Here is a 16,330-nt window from a genome sequence, read left to right as displayed (position 1 = left end):
TATGAAAAAACAAACGACAATTATTCTGATAGTCAGTGTTATATTAATAGGATTAGGCGTCATCGGATTTTTTTGGAATCAAGAAGCTACAAGGGCGTCTAGAACATCACAAATGATGGAAGTACTTATCGAAGAATTGGCAAGCGCTATTTCAAAAGAACGCGATTTTTTTGAAGCCAACATATCCATGGAGAATTATCCGGAATTTGTTCAATCCTTAGACAAAGATTTTGATACACTGGAGCTTGAGTTTTCCAATATACATCGTCAAGTCATGGAAGATATGAATAAGGAACATGAAAAGCGTGTAAAACTCTTTATTGAACTGCTAGATTATCATTATATGCTTTTGAAAAGTCAAGTGGCTTTGTCGGAATTTGAGACAGCAGTAAATGAACTGACTGGATTCATAGAAGCAGGTCAAGTCACAACAAATACATACAATCATCAGCTTGAAGCAATCATGGCGAAGTATGGAGACCTTATGAACTATAGTAGCCTAATGGATAGCTCAAATGCGATGGAGCGTTCGGATGAAGAGTATGCTCAAATTGTTCAACGTTTAGGAGAAGTTCAAGTTGAGCTAAAGCAAATGGAGGGATTATCTGAAACCGATCAATATGCCCATAGCCGAATACTTCGAATGTTTGGTGCACTAGAGCAATCCGTAGGAGCAGTTGAAGCCTATCCTCATAAGCAAGCGCTTCAACAGATAACAGAAAATGGAACCGAAGCATATGTAAAAAGCCTACTTGAATAAAATTATTCAATAGTCTTACTTTATCGGGTTGACGTCTTGATGAAACATATGATATACTTCAAGTGATTTTAAAACATAATAATTGCATTGAGAAAGAAGAGTAATTTGATTGGCTTGAATACAGTGATTCTAGGATAGTGTGAACTAGGACAAGTAACGGATGAAAGGCGCTTTTGAGCAATAAAAACTAAGAGGATACAAGTTGTATCAATTAGGGTGGAACCGCGGAGTGAGCAATCAATTCGTCCCTTGTTAGGGCGTAGGATTGCTTTTTTTGTGTTATTTTTAGAAAGGAAATAATAATTATGGAAAAAACAATGGAAAAAGTTGTTGCTTTAGCAAAAGCAAGAGGTTTTGTTTATCCTGGATCAGAAATCTATGGAGGTTTGGCAAACACTTGGGACTATGGTCCTTTAGGTGTTGAACTAAAAAACAATGTTAAAAAAGCGTGGTGGCAAAAATTCATCAAAGAAAGTCCATATAATGTTGGAGTGGATTGTGCGCTTTTAATGAACCCGCAAGTATGGGTAGCATCAGGTCATGTTGGTGGATTTAACGATCCTCTAATGGACTGTAAAGAATGTAAAGAACGTTTTCGGGCAGATCAATTAATTGAAGAATCCATGAAAGCAGCTGGCATTGAGCCGGAAGACGCAGTGGATTCATGGTCTAACGAAGCAATGAAAGCATATATTGACGAGCATAATATCAACTGTCCAAGTTGTGGTGCACATAACTTTACAGATATTCGACAATTCAATCTAATGTTTAAAACATTCCAAGGGGTTACAGAAGATGCATCGAATACGATTTATCTTCGCCCGGAAACAGCACAAGGGATTTTTGTAAACTTTAAAAATGTGCAACGCACGAGTCGTAAAAAGATACCTTTTGGTATTGGACAGGTAGGTAAATCTTTCCGTAATGAAATTACACCGGGGAACTTCACCTTTAGAACGCGAGAATTTGAACAGATGGAGCTTGAGTTTTTCTGTGAACCAGGAACCGATTTAGAATGGTTTGAATACTGGAAAAACTTCTGTATAAAATGGCTTCAAGACCTTGGAATTAAAGAAGCTGAAATGCGTATTCGCGATCATAGTGAAGAAGAGCTATCGCACTATAGTAATGCAACAAGTGATATTGAATTCATGTTCCCATTTGGTTGGGGTGAGCTTTGGGGAATTGCCGATCGAACAGATTTTGACCTTAAAGCACATCAAACCCAAAGTGGTCAAGATATGACATATTTTGATGATCAGAAAAAAGAAAAATATATTCCATATTGTATCGAACCCTCCTTGGGAGCTGATCGTGTAACGCTTGCATTTTTGTGTGCAGCATATGACGAAGAAGAGCTTGATGGTGGTGACACGCGTACTGTATTACGTTTTCACCCGGCCTTAGCTCCGGTACAATTAGCGGTCATGCCCTTATCAAAAAAACTTGGAGAACAAGCAACAGAGCTATTTACAACTTTATCAAAAACATATAATACAGAATATGATGATCGCGGATCAATTGGAAAGCGCTATCGTCGACAAGATGAAATCGGAACACCTTTTTGCATAACCTATGACTTTGATTCCCTTGAAGATGGAGCAGTAACCATTCGCCACCGTGATTCAATGGAACAAGAGAGAATAAAAATTGATGATTTAAAAGCGTATTTTGAAAAACATTTTACTTTTTAGCTGTAGGTAAGGATTATCTAGAGAGCGTATTCGAAGAGCATCGAATATAGAAGAATAGTCACAAATTACCAACGAACTAATAAGTTTGTCAAAAAAAACACTTTCATAAATATTTGTTTGTGTTATAATAATAGGCGAGCTTATTACTATAAATGTAATACTAATTACAAATCACAATCTTTTTAGGAGGAAACTTTAATGAGCAAATTTGTTTATATGTTCAGTGAAGGCGACAAATCAATGAAAAACCTACTTGGAGGAAAAGGTGCAAACCTTTCTGAGATGACCAAGTTAGGTCTTCCAATTCCACAAGGTTTTACTGTGACAACGGAAGCTTGTATTAAATACTATGATGATGGTGAAATGCTATCTGATGATGTATTAGCACAAATTGATGACGCTATTGCAGAACTTGAAAAAATCAATGAAAAGAAATTCGGAGACAATTCTTCACCATTATTAGTATCTGTACGTTCTGGTGCACGTGTATCTATGCCAGGAATGATGGATACAGTTCTTAACCTAGGACTTAATGATAAAGTTGTAGAAGGGTTTGCTAAAGCAACAGAAAACCCAAGATTTGCATATGACTCATACAGACGTTTTATCCAAATGTTCTCTGACGTTGTAAAAGGATTGCCAAAGTCTCAATTCGAGCGTGTACTCGATGAAATTAAAGAAGCAAAAGGATTTGAAAGTGACTTAGAATTATCAGCAGATGACTTAAAAGAAGTTGTTGAAGCGTTCAAAGCACTTTATAAAAAACATGAAGGAACAGATTTCCCTCAAGAACCAAAAGCACAATTGTTAGACTCAATTAAAGCTGTATTTGGTTCATGGAATAACGAACGTGCGGTAATTTACAGAAGAATGAATGATATCTCAGGTAAATGGGGTACTGCAGTTAACGTTCAAACTATGGTTTATGGTAATATGGGAGAAACATCAGGAACTGGTGTTGCCTTTACACGTAACCCATCAACAGGGGAACCAGGAATTTATGGTGAGTACTTATTAAATGCACAAGGTGAAGACGTTGTTGCAGGTATTCGTACTCCAGAGCACATCGAGCGTCTTGAAAACGATATGCCGGAAGTATACAAAGAATTCTTAGATATTGCAAACCGTCTTGAAGATCATTACAAAGACATGCAAGATATGGAATTTACAATAGAAAACAAAAAACTTTACTTCTTACAAACACGTAATGGTAAGAGAACTGCTCAAGCAGCGCTTCGTATTGCCGTTGATCTTGTAAAAGAAGGAAAAGTTACAGAAGAAGAAGCTTTATTAAAAGTTGAGCCTAAACAATTAGACCAATTACTTCACCCAATGTTTGATGCAAAAGCATTAGCAGATGCAAAAGTATATGGTAAAGGATTACCAGCATCTCCAGGAGCTGCTGCAGGTCGTGTATACTTTGATGCTGAGACAGCTGTTGCTGCGAAAAAACGTGGTGAGCGTGTTATTCTTGTGCGTTTAGAGACATCACCAGAAGATATTGAAGGTATGGATGCATCACGTGGTATCTTAACTGTACGTGGAGGTATGACTTCTCACGCAGCGGTTGTTGCTCGTGGTATGGGTACGTGTTGTGTATCTGGTTGTGGTGATGTTAAAATTGCTGCTGATGAAAAATCCTTTACACTTGCTGGTCAAACAATAAAAGAAGGAGACTATATTTCACTTGATGGTTCAACAGGTAATATCTACCTTGAAGATGTAAAAACAGTTGATCCTGAAATCAGTGGAGACTTCCAAACATTTATGGCATGGGCAGATAAAGTACGTACATTAAAAGTTCGTACAAATGCGGATAGTCCAAAAGATGTTATTCAAGCGATTGAATTTGGAGCTGAAGGTGTAGGCCTTTGCCGTACAGAGCATATGTTCTTTGAAGAAGATCGTATTCCTAAGATCCGTAAGATGATCGTATCAAAATCAGTTGAAGAAAGAAAAGCGGCTCTTGAGCAACTTATTCCTTTCCAAAAAGCTGACTTTAAAGGAATGTATGAAGCTTTAGAAGATCGTCCAATGACGGTTCGTCTTCTTGACCCACCACTACATGAGTTCTTACCTCATGAAGATGATGACATTGCTGATTTAGCAAAAGATATGGGACTTACATTTGAAGAATTAAAAGAAACTGTTGACAGCTTACATGAGTTCAACCCAATGCTTGGACACCGTGGTTGCCGTTTGGCCGTAACTTATCCAGAGATTGCAGAAATGCAAGCACGTGCAATTATCGAAGCAGCTGTTGAAGTTAAAAAAGAAAAAGGATTCAATGTTATCCCAGAAATCATGATTCCTTTAGCTGGAGAAGTTAAAGAATTAGCATATGTTAAAGACGTTGTTGAAAACATTGTTAAAGAAGTTATTGCTCAATCAGGTATTGAACTTGAATACCATATTGGTACAATGATTGAAATTCCAAGAGCTGCACTTACAGCAGATGCAATTGCTGAGCAAGCAGAATTCTTCTCATTTGGTACAAATGACTTAACTCAAATGACATTTGGATTCTCTCGTGATGATGCAGGTAGCTTCTTAGAAGATTACTATAAAAAAGGTATTTTTGAATTTGACCCATTTGCTCGTTTAGACCAAACTGGTGTTGGTCAACTTGTAGAAATGGCTGTTGAAAAAGGACGTAAAACTCGTCCAAACATTAAGTTAGGTATTTGTGGAGAGCATGGTGGAGATCCATCAACAATTGACTTCTGTCATAAAGTTGGATTAAACTACGTGTCTTGTTCACCATACCGTGTGCCGATTGCACGTCTTGCAGCAGCACATGCAGCAATTTTGAACAGATAATTTAATCTAATATTAAGGTACATACCATGAAAATGGTATGTACCTTTTTTTCATTTTGTGATACAATCTATTCTGTATATGAAAGGGGTTATCATTTATGGACATAACAACAATTATTACACCGATTGCGGGAAGTATTATTGGATATACAACGAATTGGCTAGCGATTAAAATGCTATTTAAGCCACATAAACCGATTTATATTGGAAAGCTAAAGCTTCCATTCACACCTGGAGTTATACCGCGGGAGCAAAAACGCATCGCTAAGAGCTTAGGTTCTGCGGTAGGAAACAATCTATTGACGGAAGAAGTGATTCTAAAAGAGCTGACCAATGATCAGGTTATTGAACAGTTGGAAACATACATTGTTCAGAATTTACTTGCAAAGCCCTTATGCATCGAAGAATTTGTACAACATATTTATTCAGAGGATGATGCGCGAGATGCTTTTTATGAAAAAATAGCGCGGATTGTACAAGAACAATTAATAAAACAATTGGCGAATAATCAGGAACTAAAAAATCAATTGTTTGCGATGATTGCGCGAAAGGTACCATATTCAAAAAAAATCAATGAGATTATAGGCGAAAATATATCGGCAAAAATCAAAGAACAGATTTTATTGCATAAAGAGGACATTGCAAACTATATCGTTGCTCTGCTTCAAGAAGAGAATGCAAAAATACAAATAATTCAAGTTATTGATCAGATACTGTCTGAAAAACTTGGCGGATTGGCGGCGATGTTTGTCCAACCGGAAAGTTTATATACAATGCTTATAGACTATTTGCAAGCTTACCTTGCAGTTGAAGAAAACCAAGAGCAAATGGGAACGTTTATCTGTGAAAAAATAGATGGATTTTTAGAGAAAGAAATTTCGTCTATGGTTAGTTCAAAAGACTATATACATTTAACGGAACAGCTGGTTGATTTTGTTGAGCATGAACTCGTCGATGTACTTAACAGTGAAGTTATCCAAAAGCAAATTCAAAACTATTTGATAACACTATCAAAAATCGAAATTCAATTATCGGAAGATATGAAGCAGAGTTTTGCAAAAGCTATTTGCGGGTTATACAAAAATTTTGCACAAACACATTTGCCTGTGTTTATTCAACAATTTAATATAACACGTATTGTAGAAAATGAAATCAATCATTTTAGCGTTGCAGAAGTTGAACGTCTAATATTTACTATTGTCGATAAAGAGTTAAAAGCCATAACATGGTTTGGGGCGTTGTTGGGCTTTATTATGGGACTCTTGACACTGCTGGTATAGACATAATATGAATACGAGGTTTGGTAATGAAACTATATGACGGAAAAAAAAGTCACACATACGAAGTGAATTATATAGAAGTAGATCCAAAAACAAAAAAACATTTACAGAATATGGGGATCACACAAGGTGTAAAAATAAAAATCATGTCACAATTAGGTGGGCACGCCTATGTGTTACGTGTCCGAGGCTCAAGAGTCGCATTAAGTGAGAATATACTTCGTCAAATTGATGTTAATGAAGTGACTAAAGAAAACCTTATGAAAGAGAGGAAACACTAATGCATATTAAGGTGGCTTTAGTCGGAAATCCAAATTGCGGGAAAACAACACTCTTTAATGCGTATACAGGTGCAAAGCATAAAGTAGGGAATTGGCCAGGTGTAACCGTTGAAAAAAAAGAAGGCTTGATTAAACATGACGGAAAAAACATAACGCTTGTTGACTTACCAGGTATTTACAGTATCTCACCATATTCCCTGGAGGAGATTTTAACCCGTGAATATATCTTGAACTTTAATCCAGATGTTATTATCAATATTATTGATGCTTCAAACCTAGAACGTAATTTATATTTGACCTTGCAATTGATTGAGTTGGGGCATCCGGTCATTATTGCTTTAAATATGATTGATATTCTGGAGGAACGTGGCATAAGTGTCGATATACAAGAACTATCGAGAAGGCTAAACGTTCCTGTTGTTCCTATTGTTGCAGTATCAAAGCAGGGTATGACAAAACTTTTACATCAAGTGATTCGTTCTTCCAAGACAAAAGATACATATGTCCCTATAAGAATTGACTATGGACAAGAGATTGAAGATAAAATCAAAGAAATCGCATCAAAAATACATCTGAAAAAACCTGTAGATGATTATTTGCTGCGTTGGTTGAGTATAAAAGTTCTAGAAAATGATCGTGAGATTTTAAGCAAGCTACGTGATGAGTCCATTGAACAATTGCCTATTGACCAACAGCGCCACTTTCTTGAAGAACATCTACCGGGACATCAAGAAACTTATGAAGAAGAAATTGGTAAGCGTAAGTATCAATTTATAGAGCAGTTTATCAAATGTGTTCTAATAAATAAAGAGAATAAACCAAGAGAGATATTATCGGATAAAATTGATGCAATTGTAACCCATCCAATGTTGGGAATTCCGATTTTTCTTCTGATGATGTTTTTAGTATTTACGTTTACTTTTACTATTGGAAATTATTTTGCAGATATATTTGAAGGTGCAATGGCTTCTTTTAGTGCCTTTGTGTATAGTTCTTTGACAAAATTTCAGGTGCGACAGTGGCTTATTTCTCTAATCATTGATGGAATTATTGGCGGTGTGGGTGGAATATTGATTTTCCTACCAAATATTGCTGCCTTATTTATAGCAATGAGCTTACTGGAAGATACAGGTTATATGGCCCGTGTGGCCCTAATTATGGATAAAAGCATGAGCCGAATAGGGCTAAACGGAAAGGCGGTAATTCCCCTAATCTTAGGATTTGGGTGTACAGTTCCTGCTATCATGACAACGCGAAGCTTAAATAGTGAAAAAGACCGGTTAATTACGATTTTGATCACACCATTTATGTCATGTAGCGCTAGGTTCCCAATTTATGTATTGTTTTCCAGAGCTTTCTTCCCAGGAAATGAAATACTTATTGCTTTTTCCTTATATTTGCTTGGAATCGTTATCGCCGTTATAATGGCGTTGTTCTTTAGAAAAGTTATGGGTGAAAGCCAAAACCCCGGATTAATTCTTGAATTACCAAGTTATAAACGACCGGCACTTAAAACAACGGGAATCTTTGTATGGGAAAAAATACGAGAGTATTTAGAACGCGCGGGTACAATTATTTTTATTGCATCAGTAGTTTTATGGGTTGTTCTTGAGTTTAATTTATCAGGTAAGGTAGATATGACAAATAGTTTGGGGGCGGATATTGGGCGTGTAATTGCACCGATATTTACTCCGCTTGGATTTGGAGACTGGCAGGCAGCGTTAGCATTAATTGCCGGAGTGTTGGGAAAAGAGATTGTTGTTAGTAGTATGAGTGTTATTTATGGCGTAGGTGAATCGGGACTGTATGCTGCCTTAAATCAAATTGGGTTTACAGCGGCAAGCGCCTATGCATTTATGGTTTTCTCCCTTTTATATACACCATGTGTCGCTACCCTTGGCGTTATAAAAAGTGAAACCAAGTCATGGAAGTGGATGTGGTTTTCATTAGGATATCAACTTGTCGTGGCATACGTTGTGAGTTTAGTTTTCTATCAAATATTAAAACATTTCTAATTATGTTGAAATTATTAACTTTTTGGGCTACAATAGTTTACACACCATGTTAAGGAGAAAACTAATGATTAAAACGATCTTTTTCTTTATTTATTTTGGAATTAGCTTACTTATAAGTATGATTGGCGCAATACCTTATTGGATTTTTGGAGGACTTGGGCTTTTAAAAGCACAACATCGACTCGTTGATAAATTAACGACGCTGTGGGCTAGGTCAATTATTTTTGCTACAGGTAATCGTGTTCAAGTTGAAAATGCCGAGCTTGTGCCAGATAAACCTGTGCTTTTTGTGGTTAATCATCAAAGCTACTTTGATATACCGGTTTTAATGGTTCATCTTCCGCATTTTGCTGCATTTATAGCAAAGGTTGAACTTGAAAAAGTACCGATGTTATCATGGTGGATGAAAAAGATGGGATGCCTTTTCATGGACCGTAAAAACATGCGTCAATCGTTAAAAGTAATTTTGGAAGGTATTGATATGCTAAAAGATGGGAAGAGTCTAGTTATTTTCCCAGAAGGAACCCGAAGTGACCTGGGACAAATGAATGCATTTAAACCCGGATCATTAAAACTGGCAGTAAAAGCGGGGGTTCCGATTGTACCTGTGACATTGAAAAATACGTACAAAGTTTATGAAGAACATAAACGTGTGCGAAAGACAGAGTTGTCTGTTATTTTTCATGAACCGATTGATGTGACTGCATTAAGCCGTGAAGACGTGAACAATCTACATAATCATGTTCATGCAATAATAAAAAAAGCATTGGAAAGGTGATGATAATATGCAACCAAAATTTACAGGAGCAGAAGTGCTACAACTTGCAATTAGTATGGAAGAAGAAGGCGTAAAGTTTTATGAAAAATACGCGACAATGGCTGATTTAGAACTTAAAGAAATTTTATTAGGTATGGCTGAGGATGAAAAAGAACATGCAAAGGTATTTAAAAGCATGTATAATGAACTAAATGTAGATGCATCACAAGAGGACTATTTATTTTCAGATCAAGTGCAAGAGTTTTTTGCAAGCTATGCAAAAAATGAAGGCTTTAATCGAAGTCAAGCTCCAATTGACTCTGTACGCGACGCACTAAAAATTGGTGCGGAGACAGAGCGTGTGACTATTAATTATTATGTAAACTTATTGGAGTTTGCGAATGATAAAGTTAAAGAAGTTCTTAATCGTATTATCAAAGAAGAAGAAAAACACTTAGAACGTTTAGAAGCACTTATTTAACGAGTTATATATTTTCTAGAATAAACAAAGCGCTGTTAATATTAACAGCGCTTTTAGCTTTTATATAAGTACGTCTTATTTTATAGGCTCAATTTTATCAAAACCTGTAAATGGTCGTAATGCTTCAGGGATCAAAACAGAACCGTCCGCTTGTTGATGTTGTTCAAGTAAAGCAGGAAGAATACGTGAAGTTGCAAGTCCAGATGCGTTTAAAGTATGCATAAATGCAGCTTTCTTTTCACTAACCATACGATACTTCATATTTCCGCGACGGGCTTGATAGTCACCGGCATTGGATGCGGAACTTACTTCTTTGTATACTTGCATACTTTCAATCCAAACCTCAATATCATAGGTTTTACGCATTGAAGCACTACAATCGCCTGCAGCGAGTTTGGACAGTTGATAATGAAGACCTAATCCTTGAACCAACGCTTCAGCTTTTTTGATAAGCTCTTCTAAAGCGGCATCAGATTGTTCGGGAGTGGTGTATTGGAACATCTCTACTTTATTAAATTGATGACCACGAATCATACCACGTTCTTCTGCTCGATAGGAACCAGCTTCTTTTCGATAACAGGGTGTATAAGCAAAATATTTTTTGGGGAGTTCATCTTCAGTTAACGTTTCGTTACGGTGGTAATTAATGAGTGCCGTCTCAGCTGTTGGAAGTAAGAACTGCATATAGCCTTTTTCTTGTTCAAGCTTAAACACATCATCTTCAAATTTTGGGAATTGACCGGCAGTATATCCTGATTCATAAGATAAAATGTGTGGAGGAAGCATAAACGTATAGCCGTCTTTTAGGTGGGCGCTTATAAAGTAGTTTAGCAATGCCCATTCAAGAAGGGCTCCTTTATCTTTATAGATCCAAAAACCATTTCCGGCAAGTTTTGCTCCCCGCTCATAATCAATAATTCCGAGGCTTTCAGCAAGTTCAACATGATTTTTTACTTCAAAATCATGTGCTGGTTTTTCACCCCATGTATGAATAACAGCATTGTTTTCTTTACCACCTGGTGTAACATCATCTGCAGGTAAGTTTGGAAGACTAACAACAAAATCTTTTATTTTTTCATCAACATCACGAAGGGATTCGTCAAGTGATGCAATTTCATCTTTTAAAGAAGACATCTTCTCAATGATAGGAGCTACGTCTTCACCTGCTTTTTTGAGTGCGGGAATTTCTTTTGAAACTTTATTGCGTTCAGCTTTTAATGCTTCGACTTCTTGAATAATCGACTTACGTTTTTCGTCCCACGCATTAAAATCTGAGAAGTCAACGCTGTATTCCCTTTTTTTTAGTCCGGCAACAACCATATCTTGATTATTGCGGATGAGATTCATATCTAACATGTTGTTCATCCTTTCAATTTACATTTCTTTTAGTTTATTGGATAGGTAATGAAAAGTCAAGTTGATTCTATAGTTTTGCTATGTTATAATTAGCAACTGGATAGTATATAATTTTCAAGCGTTTATTGTGCATGCACAAGAGCTTGTTCGGAAGGAAATGCGTTATGAAACAAGAAAATATAAGAAATTTTAGTATCATCGCTCATATTGATCATGGAAAATCAACATTGGCAGACCGTATCATACAAATGACCGGATTATTAACGGAACGTGAAATGAGTGAACAAGTTTTAGATACCATGGAATTAGAACGTGAGCGCGGCATTACGATTAAAGCACAAGCTGTTCGTCTCGTTTATACAGCAAAGGATGGGGAAGAATATGTCTTTAATCTGATTGATACTCCGGGGCATGTTGACTTTAATTATGAAGTTTCCCGTGCATTAGCTGCTTGCGAAGGAGCCGTTTTAGTTGTTGATGCAGCACAAGGAATAGAAGCCCAGACAATGGCAAATGTATATTTGGCATTAGAAAACGATTTAGAAATTATGCCTGTTATTAATAAAATTGATTTGCCAAGTGCGGATCCTCAGCGTGTTATTGAAGAAGTGGAAGACATTATCGGACTTGAGGCTCAAGATGCACCAAAAATCTCAGCAAAAGAAGGATTGAATGTTGAAGATGTACTTGAAGCAATTGTACATAAGATTCCAGCGCCGATAGGGGATTCAAAAGCTCCCCTCAAGGCTTTGATTTTTGATTCAGTATATGATCCATATAAAGGGGTTATTGTATTTTGTCGTATCATGGAAGGGACGATTCGAAAAGGGTCAAGAATTAAAATGATGGCGACTAAAAAAGAATTTGAAGTCATTGAAGTAGGCTATTTTGCGCCGGGAAGTTTTATTCCTACAGATGCCTTAGAGGCTGGATTCGTTGGCTATATTACAGCCAGCATCAAAAATGTGTCGGATACCCAAGTCGGGGATACGATTACAGAAGTCGGACGTGAGACTGAAAAAGCGCTTGCAGGATATAAAAAAGTTAACCCTATGGTATATTGTGGTATTTATCCGGCAGATGGGTCAAAGTATCAAGACCTACGTGATGCGCTCGATAAATTAAAGCTTAATGATGCAGCGCTACAATATGAAGCAGAGACCTCAGTCGCCTTAGGATTTGGTTTTCGATGTGGTTTTCTTGGACTGTTGCATCTTGAAATTATTCAAGAGCGTATTGAACGAGAATATAACCTTGATATTGTTACAACAGCACCAAGTGTAATTTATAAAGTGAAAAAAACCAATGGTGAAGAAATAGCTTTGGCTAATCCCATTGACCTACCAGAACCTTCTGAGATTCAATATATGGAAGAGCCCATGGTAAAAGCAGAGATTATGGTTCCAAAAGAATATGTAGGAACAATTATGGATTTGTGTCAAGACCGTCGTGGTACATATATTCATATGGACTATATCGAAGAATCGCGAGCGCTTTTAACTTATGAACTCCCACTTAATGAGATTATTTATGATTTTTTTGATGCATTAAAATCAAGAACTAAAGGTTATGCATCTTTTGACTATCAATTAATTGGCTATGTTGAATCTGATCTTGTACGTTTAGATGTGCTGATCAATAAAGAAATTGTGGATGCTCTAAGTTTTATCGTCCACCGGGAAAAAGCCTACGAACGTGGTCGTAAAATTGTAGAAAAGTTAAAAAATGAAATTCCAAGACATATGTTTGAAATCCCGATTCAAGCATCTATCGGGAACAAAGTTATTGCACGTGAGACAGTACGTGCAATGCGTAAAGATGTCCTTGCAAAATGTTATGGTGGGGATATCAGTCGTAAGCGAAAACTACTGGAAAAGCAAAAAGAAGGTAAAAAACGTATGCGCCAAGTAGGAAGTGTCGAAGTGCCTCAAAAGGCATTTATGAGTATCCTTAAGCTTGACGAGTAAGGAGAACGTTATGAATCCCTATAGTTTATATATTCACATTCCATTTTGTGCACAAAAATGTGCCTATTGTGATTTTCTCTCGTTTCCAACCGACATAAAAACAAAACAGAACTATGTAGAAAGCCTGTGTTATGAAATACAGGCTTATTCTGTACGTCTAAAGGCGCCGATTCAAACGATTTTTATTGGAGGTGGAACACCATCGGTTTTAACACTAGCCCAGTTGAATCAGATATTTGAGACAATCCATCAATATCTTACGGTGCAAAGTGATGCAGAAGTCAGTATCGAAGTTAACCCAGGAACCGTTACACAAGCTTTTGCAAAATGGATAGAAAAGACACCCATTAATCGGGTAAGTATTGGTTTACAATCCATAGATGCAGAAGAATTAAAAATGTTGGGACGCATTCATAATTATGACGATTTTTTAAAAACCTATCATCGTTTGCGTCAAGCCAATATTACAAACATTAACATCGACTTAATGTTTGGGCTTCCAAACCAGACCAATGCATCATGGGAAAAAACTCTTCATACTGTAGCAAAGCTTTCGCCGGAACATCTTTCAACCTATAGTTTAATTATTGAAGAAAACACAGCATTCGATGACTTATATACACGCAATCAATTAATACTACCTTCTGAAGAAGATGAACGCAGAATGTATCATCGCACAAAAGAGATTTTAAAAGAATATGGCTATCATCGATATGAGATATCTAACTTTGCAAAAGATGGCTATGAATGTCAACATAATCTCTCTTATTGGACGGATAAAAACTATATTGGGATAGGTCTTGGAGCTGCATCATACATTCATGGTGCACGTTATAGCAATACTTCGGATATGGATAATTACATTAAACATTCGAGTCATATCGATACCATCCGTGAACTTACAGACACGGCTTCAAAGAAAAGGCGAATGGAAGAGCAAATCTTTTTAGAACTACGATTAGATAGAGGCATTCATCTAGAGTCCTTTAACAAAACCTTTGATGATCCTTTTCATAAGGAGTGGAAAGAAGCTTATGTCAAAATGCTAAATGAAGGTTTATTGATGGTTGACGAGGGGTATCTGAAACTAACAGATAAAGGAATTGATGTCAGCAACTACGTGTTTCAAGAATTTTTATAAGGTTTTAATATTTTTTGACATAAAAAGGGTTGACAAATATCAATGAAGATAATATTATAGATACATGGTTAGCACTCCTTATGAGTGAGTGCTAACAAATTGGAAGGTGGTGAGACTGTGGAATTAAATGAGCGGAAGTTACAAATTCTTAAAGCAATTATTCACGATTATTTTGAAACTGCCGAACCGGTAGGCTCACGAACGCTGTCGAGACATTATGATTTAGGAATCAGCCCGGCAACCATTCGAAACGAAATGTCGGATTTAGAAGAGCTTGGGTTCATCATGCAGCCTCATACGTCTTCAGGGCGCATTCCTTCAGATAAAGGCTATCGATTTTATGTGGATATGATGCTACAGCTGCAAAAAGCAGAATTTACAAAGCTTGTCTATCTAGAAGAATTAAAAAAGAGTGCTTCTCGAATTGAAGATATGCTAAAAACAATTGGTGAATATCTCGCCAAAGAAACACATTATACAAGTATAGTAAGTTCTCCGTCCTACAAAAAGAGTAAAATTAAAAATATTCAACTTGTAGAAGTTGAAAAACGTGCAGTTTTAGCTGTAATCGTAACGGATGGTAATGCAATCAAAGATTATATGATTCACCTTGAACATGAAGTCAATCAAGAGCTTTTAAATCAATTAACATTAACTTTGAATCAACATCTTATTGGTTTGACATTAGAAGACATTGGGCTTGACATTATTCACAAGATTAAAGACCCGGTTGAAGACGGGGAAGAAGTTATTGGAAAAGTCATTGATGTTGTTTTTAAAACAATACGTGAAGTGGATGATTCAGATATTTATACATATGGGACGATGAATATTTTACAGTATCCTGAATTTAACGATATAAGTAAAGCCTCTACGTTGCTAAAAACCCTTGAAACAAAAGATGTGCTCAAAGATATCATTAACACGACCATTGAAAGTGATGATGGGCATGTTAAAATTGTTATCGGTGAAGAAAACGAATTAGATGGACTTAAAGAATGTAGCTTGATTACCACTTCCTATCATATTGGCGGTGAGAAGGTCGGTGCTATAGGCATTATTGGCCCTAAGCGTATGGATTATGATCGAACGGTTCAGAATTTGAGATGTTTAATCAAAAATGTCGATGATTTATTAAATAAGTTATAGAAAGAGAAGAGTATCCTTATGAAGAAAAACGAAGAATTACATGATGAAACGACACAAGTCGATAATGAAGAAATCCAAAAAGACGAAGTTGAAGTGGAAGCAGAAGTGATTGATGAAATGCCTGAGTCAGAAAGTGATGCAACAGATACTGTGGCAGAGGCAGAGCTTGTAAAACAGGCGCTTATCGAGGCGGAAAAACAAGCAAAAGAAAACGCAGATAAGTATCAACGTACAATAGCAGAATTTGATAACTTTAGAAAGCGTACAATCAAAGAAAAAGCTGCAATGTATGATAGTGGAGCTAAAGAAGTGTTAGAAAATCTGCTTCCTGTTATTGATAACTTTGAAAGAGCGTTAGAACATATTAGTGAAGAAGAAAAAGATTTAGGTATTACTAAAGGTATTGAAATGATTTACAAACAGTTGATGGATACAATGACTGAGCTTGGTGTCAAAGAAATCGATGCATTACATCAAGAGTTTGATCCGAATTTACATCATGCAGTGACGCATGAGGAAAACGATGCATATGATGATAATTTGGTGGCAGAAGTTTTCCAAAAAGGGTATATGTATAAAGAGACTGTTTTAAGATATAGTATGGTAAAAGTCGTAAACTAAGAAAACGTA

Annotated in this window: 13 protein-coding genes; 12 read left to right on the top strand and 1 reads right to left on the bottom strand. The window is 36.5% G+C overall.

The features are described 5' to 3' along the window. Position 1 precedes the first annotated feature (1 nt). The 8 genes from QBE53_09495 to QBE53_09460 all read left to right on the top strand — a co-directional run bounded on the left by QBE53_09495 (position 2) and on the right by QBE53_09460 (position 10,087). A complete protein-coding gene (locus QBE53_09495) occupies positions 2-760 on the top strand; it encodes a hypothetical protein (GenBank protein ID WZL80040.1) in 759 nt (252 codons plus the stop codon). Positions 761-1,065: 305 nt separating this feature from the next. Further along, complete coding sequence (locus QBE53_09490) at positions 1,066-2,454, top strand: glycine--tRNA ligase (GenBank protein WZL80039.1); 1,389 nt, start codon at positions 1,066-1,068, stop codon at positions 2,452-2,454. Between the two features lie 198 nt (positions 2,455-2,652). Then, a complete protein-coding gene (gene ppdK / locus QBE53_09485; protein ID WZL80038.1) occupies positions 2,653-5,274 on the top strand; it encodes a pyruvate, phosphate dikinase in 2,622 nt (873 codons plus the stop codon). A 97-nt stretch (positions 5,275-5,371) separates the two neighbouring features. Next, a complete protein-coding gene (locus QBE53_09480; protein WZL80037.1) occupies positions 5,372-6,553 on the top strand; it encodes a DUF445 family protein in 1,182 nt (393 codons plus the stop codon). Between the two features lie 26 nt (positions 6,554-6,579). After that, complete coding sequence (locus tag QBE53_09475; GenBank protein ID WZL80036.1) at positions 6,580-6,834, top strand: FeoA family protein; 255 nt, start codon at positions 6,580-6,582, stop codon at positions 6,832-6,834. Then, positions 6,834-8,849, top strand: a complete 2,016-nt coding sequence (gene feoB / locus QBE53_09470; GenBank protein WZL80035.1) for a ferrous iron transport protein B — start codon at positions 6,834-6,836, stop codon at positions 8,847-8,849. Before QBE53_09475 ends, feoB begins: the two co-directional genes overlap by 1 nt. Before the next feature lie 64 nt (positions 8,850-8,913). After that, complete coding sequence (locus QBE53_09465) at positions 8,914-9,627, top strand: lysophospholipid acyltransferase family protein (GenBank protein ID WZL80034.1); 714 nt, start codon at positions 8,914-8,916, stop codon at positions 9,625-9,627. A gap of 7 nt (positions 9,628-9,634) precedes the next feature. Then, entirely contained in the window at positions 9,635-10,087 is a 453-nt protein-coding gene (locus tag QBE53_09460; GenBank protein WZL80033.1) for a ferritin family protein, read from the top strand. Positions 10,088-10,162: 75 nt separating this feature from the next. On the opposite strand, the gene serS is transcribed toward QBE53_09460, so the two are convergent. Next, positions 10,163-11,443, bottom strand: coding sequence for a serine--tRNA ligase (serS, locus tag QBE53_09455; GenBank protein ID WZL80032.1), 1,281 nt, complete (start codon positions 11,441-11,443; stop codon positions 10,163-10,165). A 164-nt stretch (positions 11,444-11,607) separates the two neighbouring features. Here serS and lepA point away from each other — a divergent pair, with 164 nt between their 5' ends. The 4 genes from lepA (at position 11,608) to grpE (ending at position 16,321) form a co-directional block, all read left to right on the top strand. Further along, complete coding sequence (gene lepA, locus QBE53_09450) at positions 11,608-13,410, top strand: translation elongation factor 4 (protein ID WZL80031.1); 1,803 nt, start codon at positions 11,608-11,610, stop codon at positions 13,408-13,410. A gap of 10 nt (positions 13,411-13,420) precedes the next feature. Continuing rightward, complete coding sequence (gene hemW, locus QBE53_09445; protein ID WZL80030.1) at positions 13,421-14,551, top strand: radical SAM family heme chaperone HemW; 1,131 nt, start codon at positions 13,421-13,423, stop codon at positions 14,549-14,551. A gap of 117 nt (positions 14,552-14,668) precedes the next feature. Next, a complete protein-coding gene (gene hrcA, locus QBE53_09440; protein WZL80029.1) occupies positions 14,669-15,700 on the top strand; it encodes a heat-inducible transcriptional repressor HrcA in 1,032 nt (343 codons plus the stop codon). A gap of 18 nt (positions 15,701-15,718) precedes the next feature. Continuing rightward, the gene (gene grpE, locus QBE53_09435; protein ID WZL80028.1) at positions 15,719-16,321 is read left to right on the top strand and encodes a nucleotide exchange factor GrpE; all 603 of its coding nucleotides are present in this window, start codon (positions 15,719-15,721) and stop codon (positions 16,319-16,321) included. Positions 16,322-16,330 lie beyond the last annotated feature (9 nt).

This window comes from Vallitaleaceae bacterium 9-2, assembly GCA_038396585.1.
Taxonomy (GTDB): Bacteria; Bacillota; Clostridia; order Lachnospirales; family Vallitaleaceae; genus UBA1351.
This window is presented reverse-complemented; position numbering and strand designations above follow the sequence as displayed.

Coding starts and splice junctions, on each gene's coding strand:
- QBE53_09495 (WZL80040.1), top strand. CDS start 2: ATGAAAAAACAAACGACAATTATTCTGATAGTCAGTGTTATATTAATA.
- QBE53_09490 (WZL80039.1), top strand. CDS start 1,066: ATGGAAAAAACAATGGAAAAAGTTGTTGCTTTAGCAAAAGCAAGAGGT.
- ppdK (WZL80038.1), top strand. CDS start 2,653: ATGAGCAAATTTGTTTATATGTTCAGTGAAGGCGACAAATCAATGAAA.
- QBE53_09480 (WZL80037.1), top strand. CDS start 5,372: ATGGACATAACAACAATTATTACACCGATTGCGGGAAGTATTATTGGA.
- QBE53_09475 (WZL80036.1), top strand. CDS start 6,580: ATGAAACTATATGACGGAAAAAAAAGTCACACATACGAAGTGAATTAT.
- feoB (WZL80035.1), top strand. CDS start 6,834: ATGCATATTAAGGTGGCTTTAGTCGGAAATCCAAATTGCGGGAAAACA.
- QBE53_09465 (WZL80034.1), top strand. CDS start 8,914: ATGATTAAAACGATCTTTTTCTTTATTTATTTTGGAATTAGCTTACTT.
- QBE53_09460 (WZL80033.1), top strand. CDS start 9,635: ATGCAACCAAAATTTACAGGAGCAGAAGTGCTACAACTTGCAATTAGT.
- serS (WZL80032.1), bottom strand. CDS start 11,443: ATGTTAGATATGAATCTCATCCGCAATAATCAAGATATGGTTGTTGCC.
- lepA (WZL80031.1), top strand. CDS start 11,608: ATGAAACAAGAAAATATAAGAAATTTTAGTATCATCGCTCATATTGAT.
- hemW (WZL80030.1), top strand. CDS start 13,421: ATGAATCCCTATAGTTTATATATTCACATTCCATTTTGTGCACAAAAA.
- grpE (WZL80028.1), top strand. CDS start 15,719: ATGAAGAAAAACGAAGAATTACATGATGAAACGACACAAGTCGATAAT.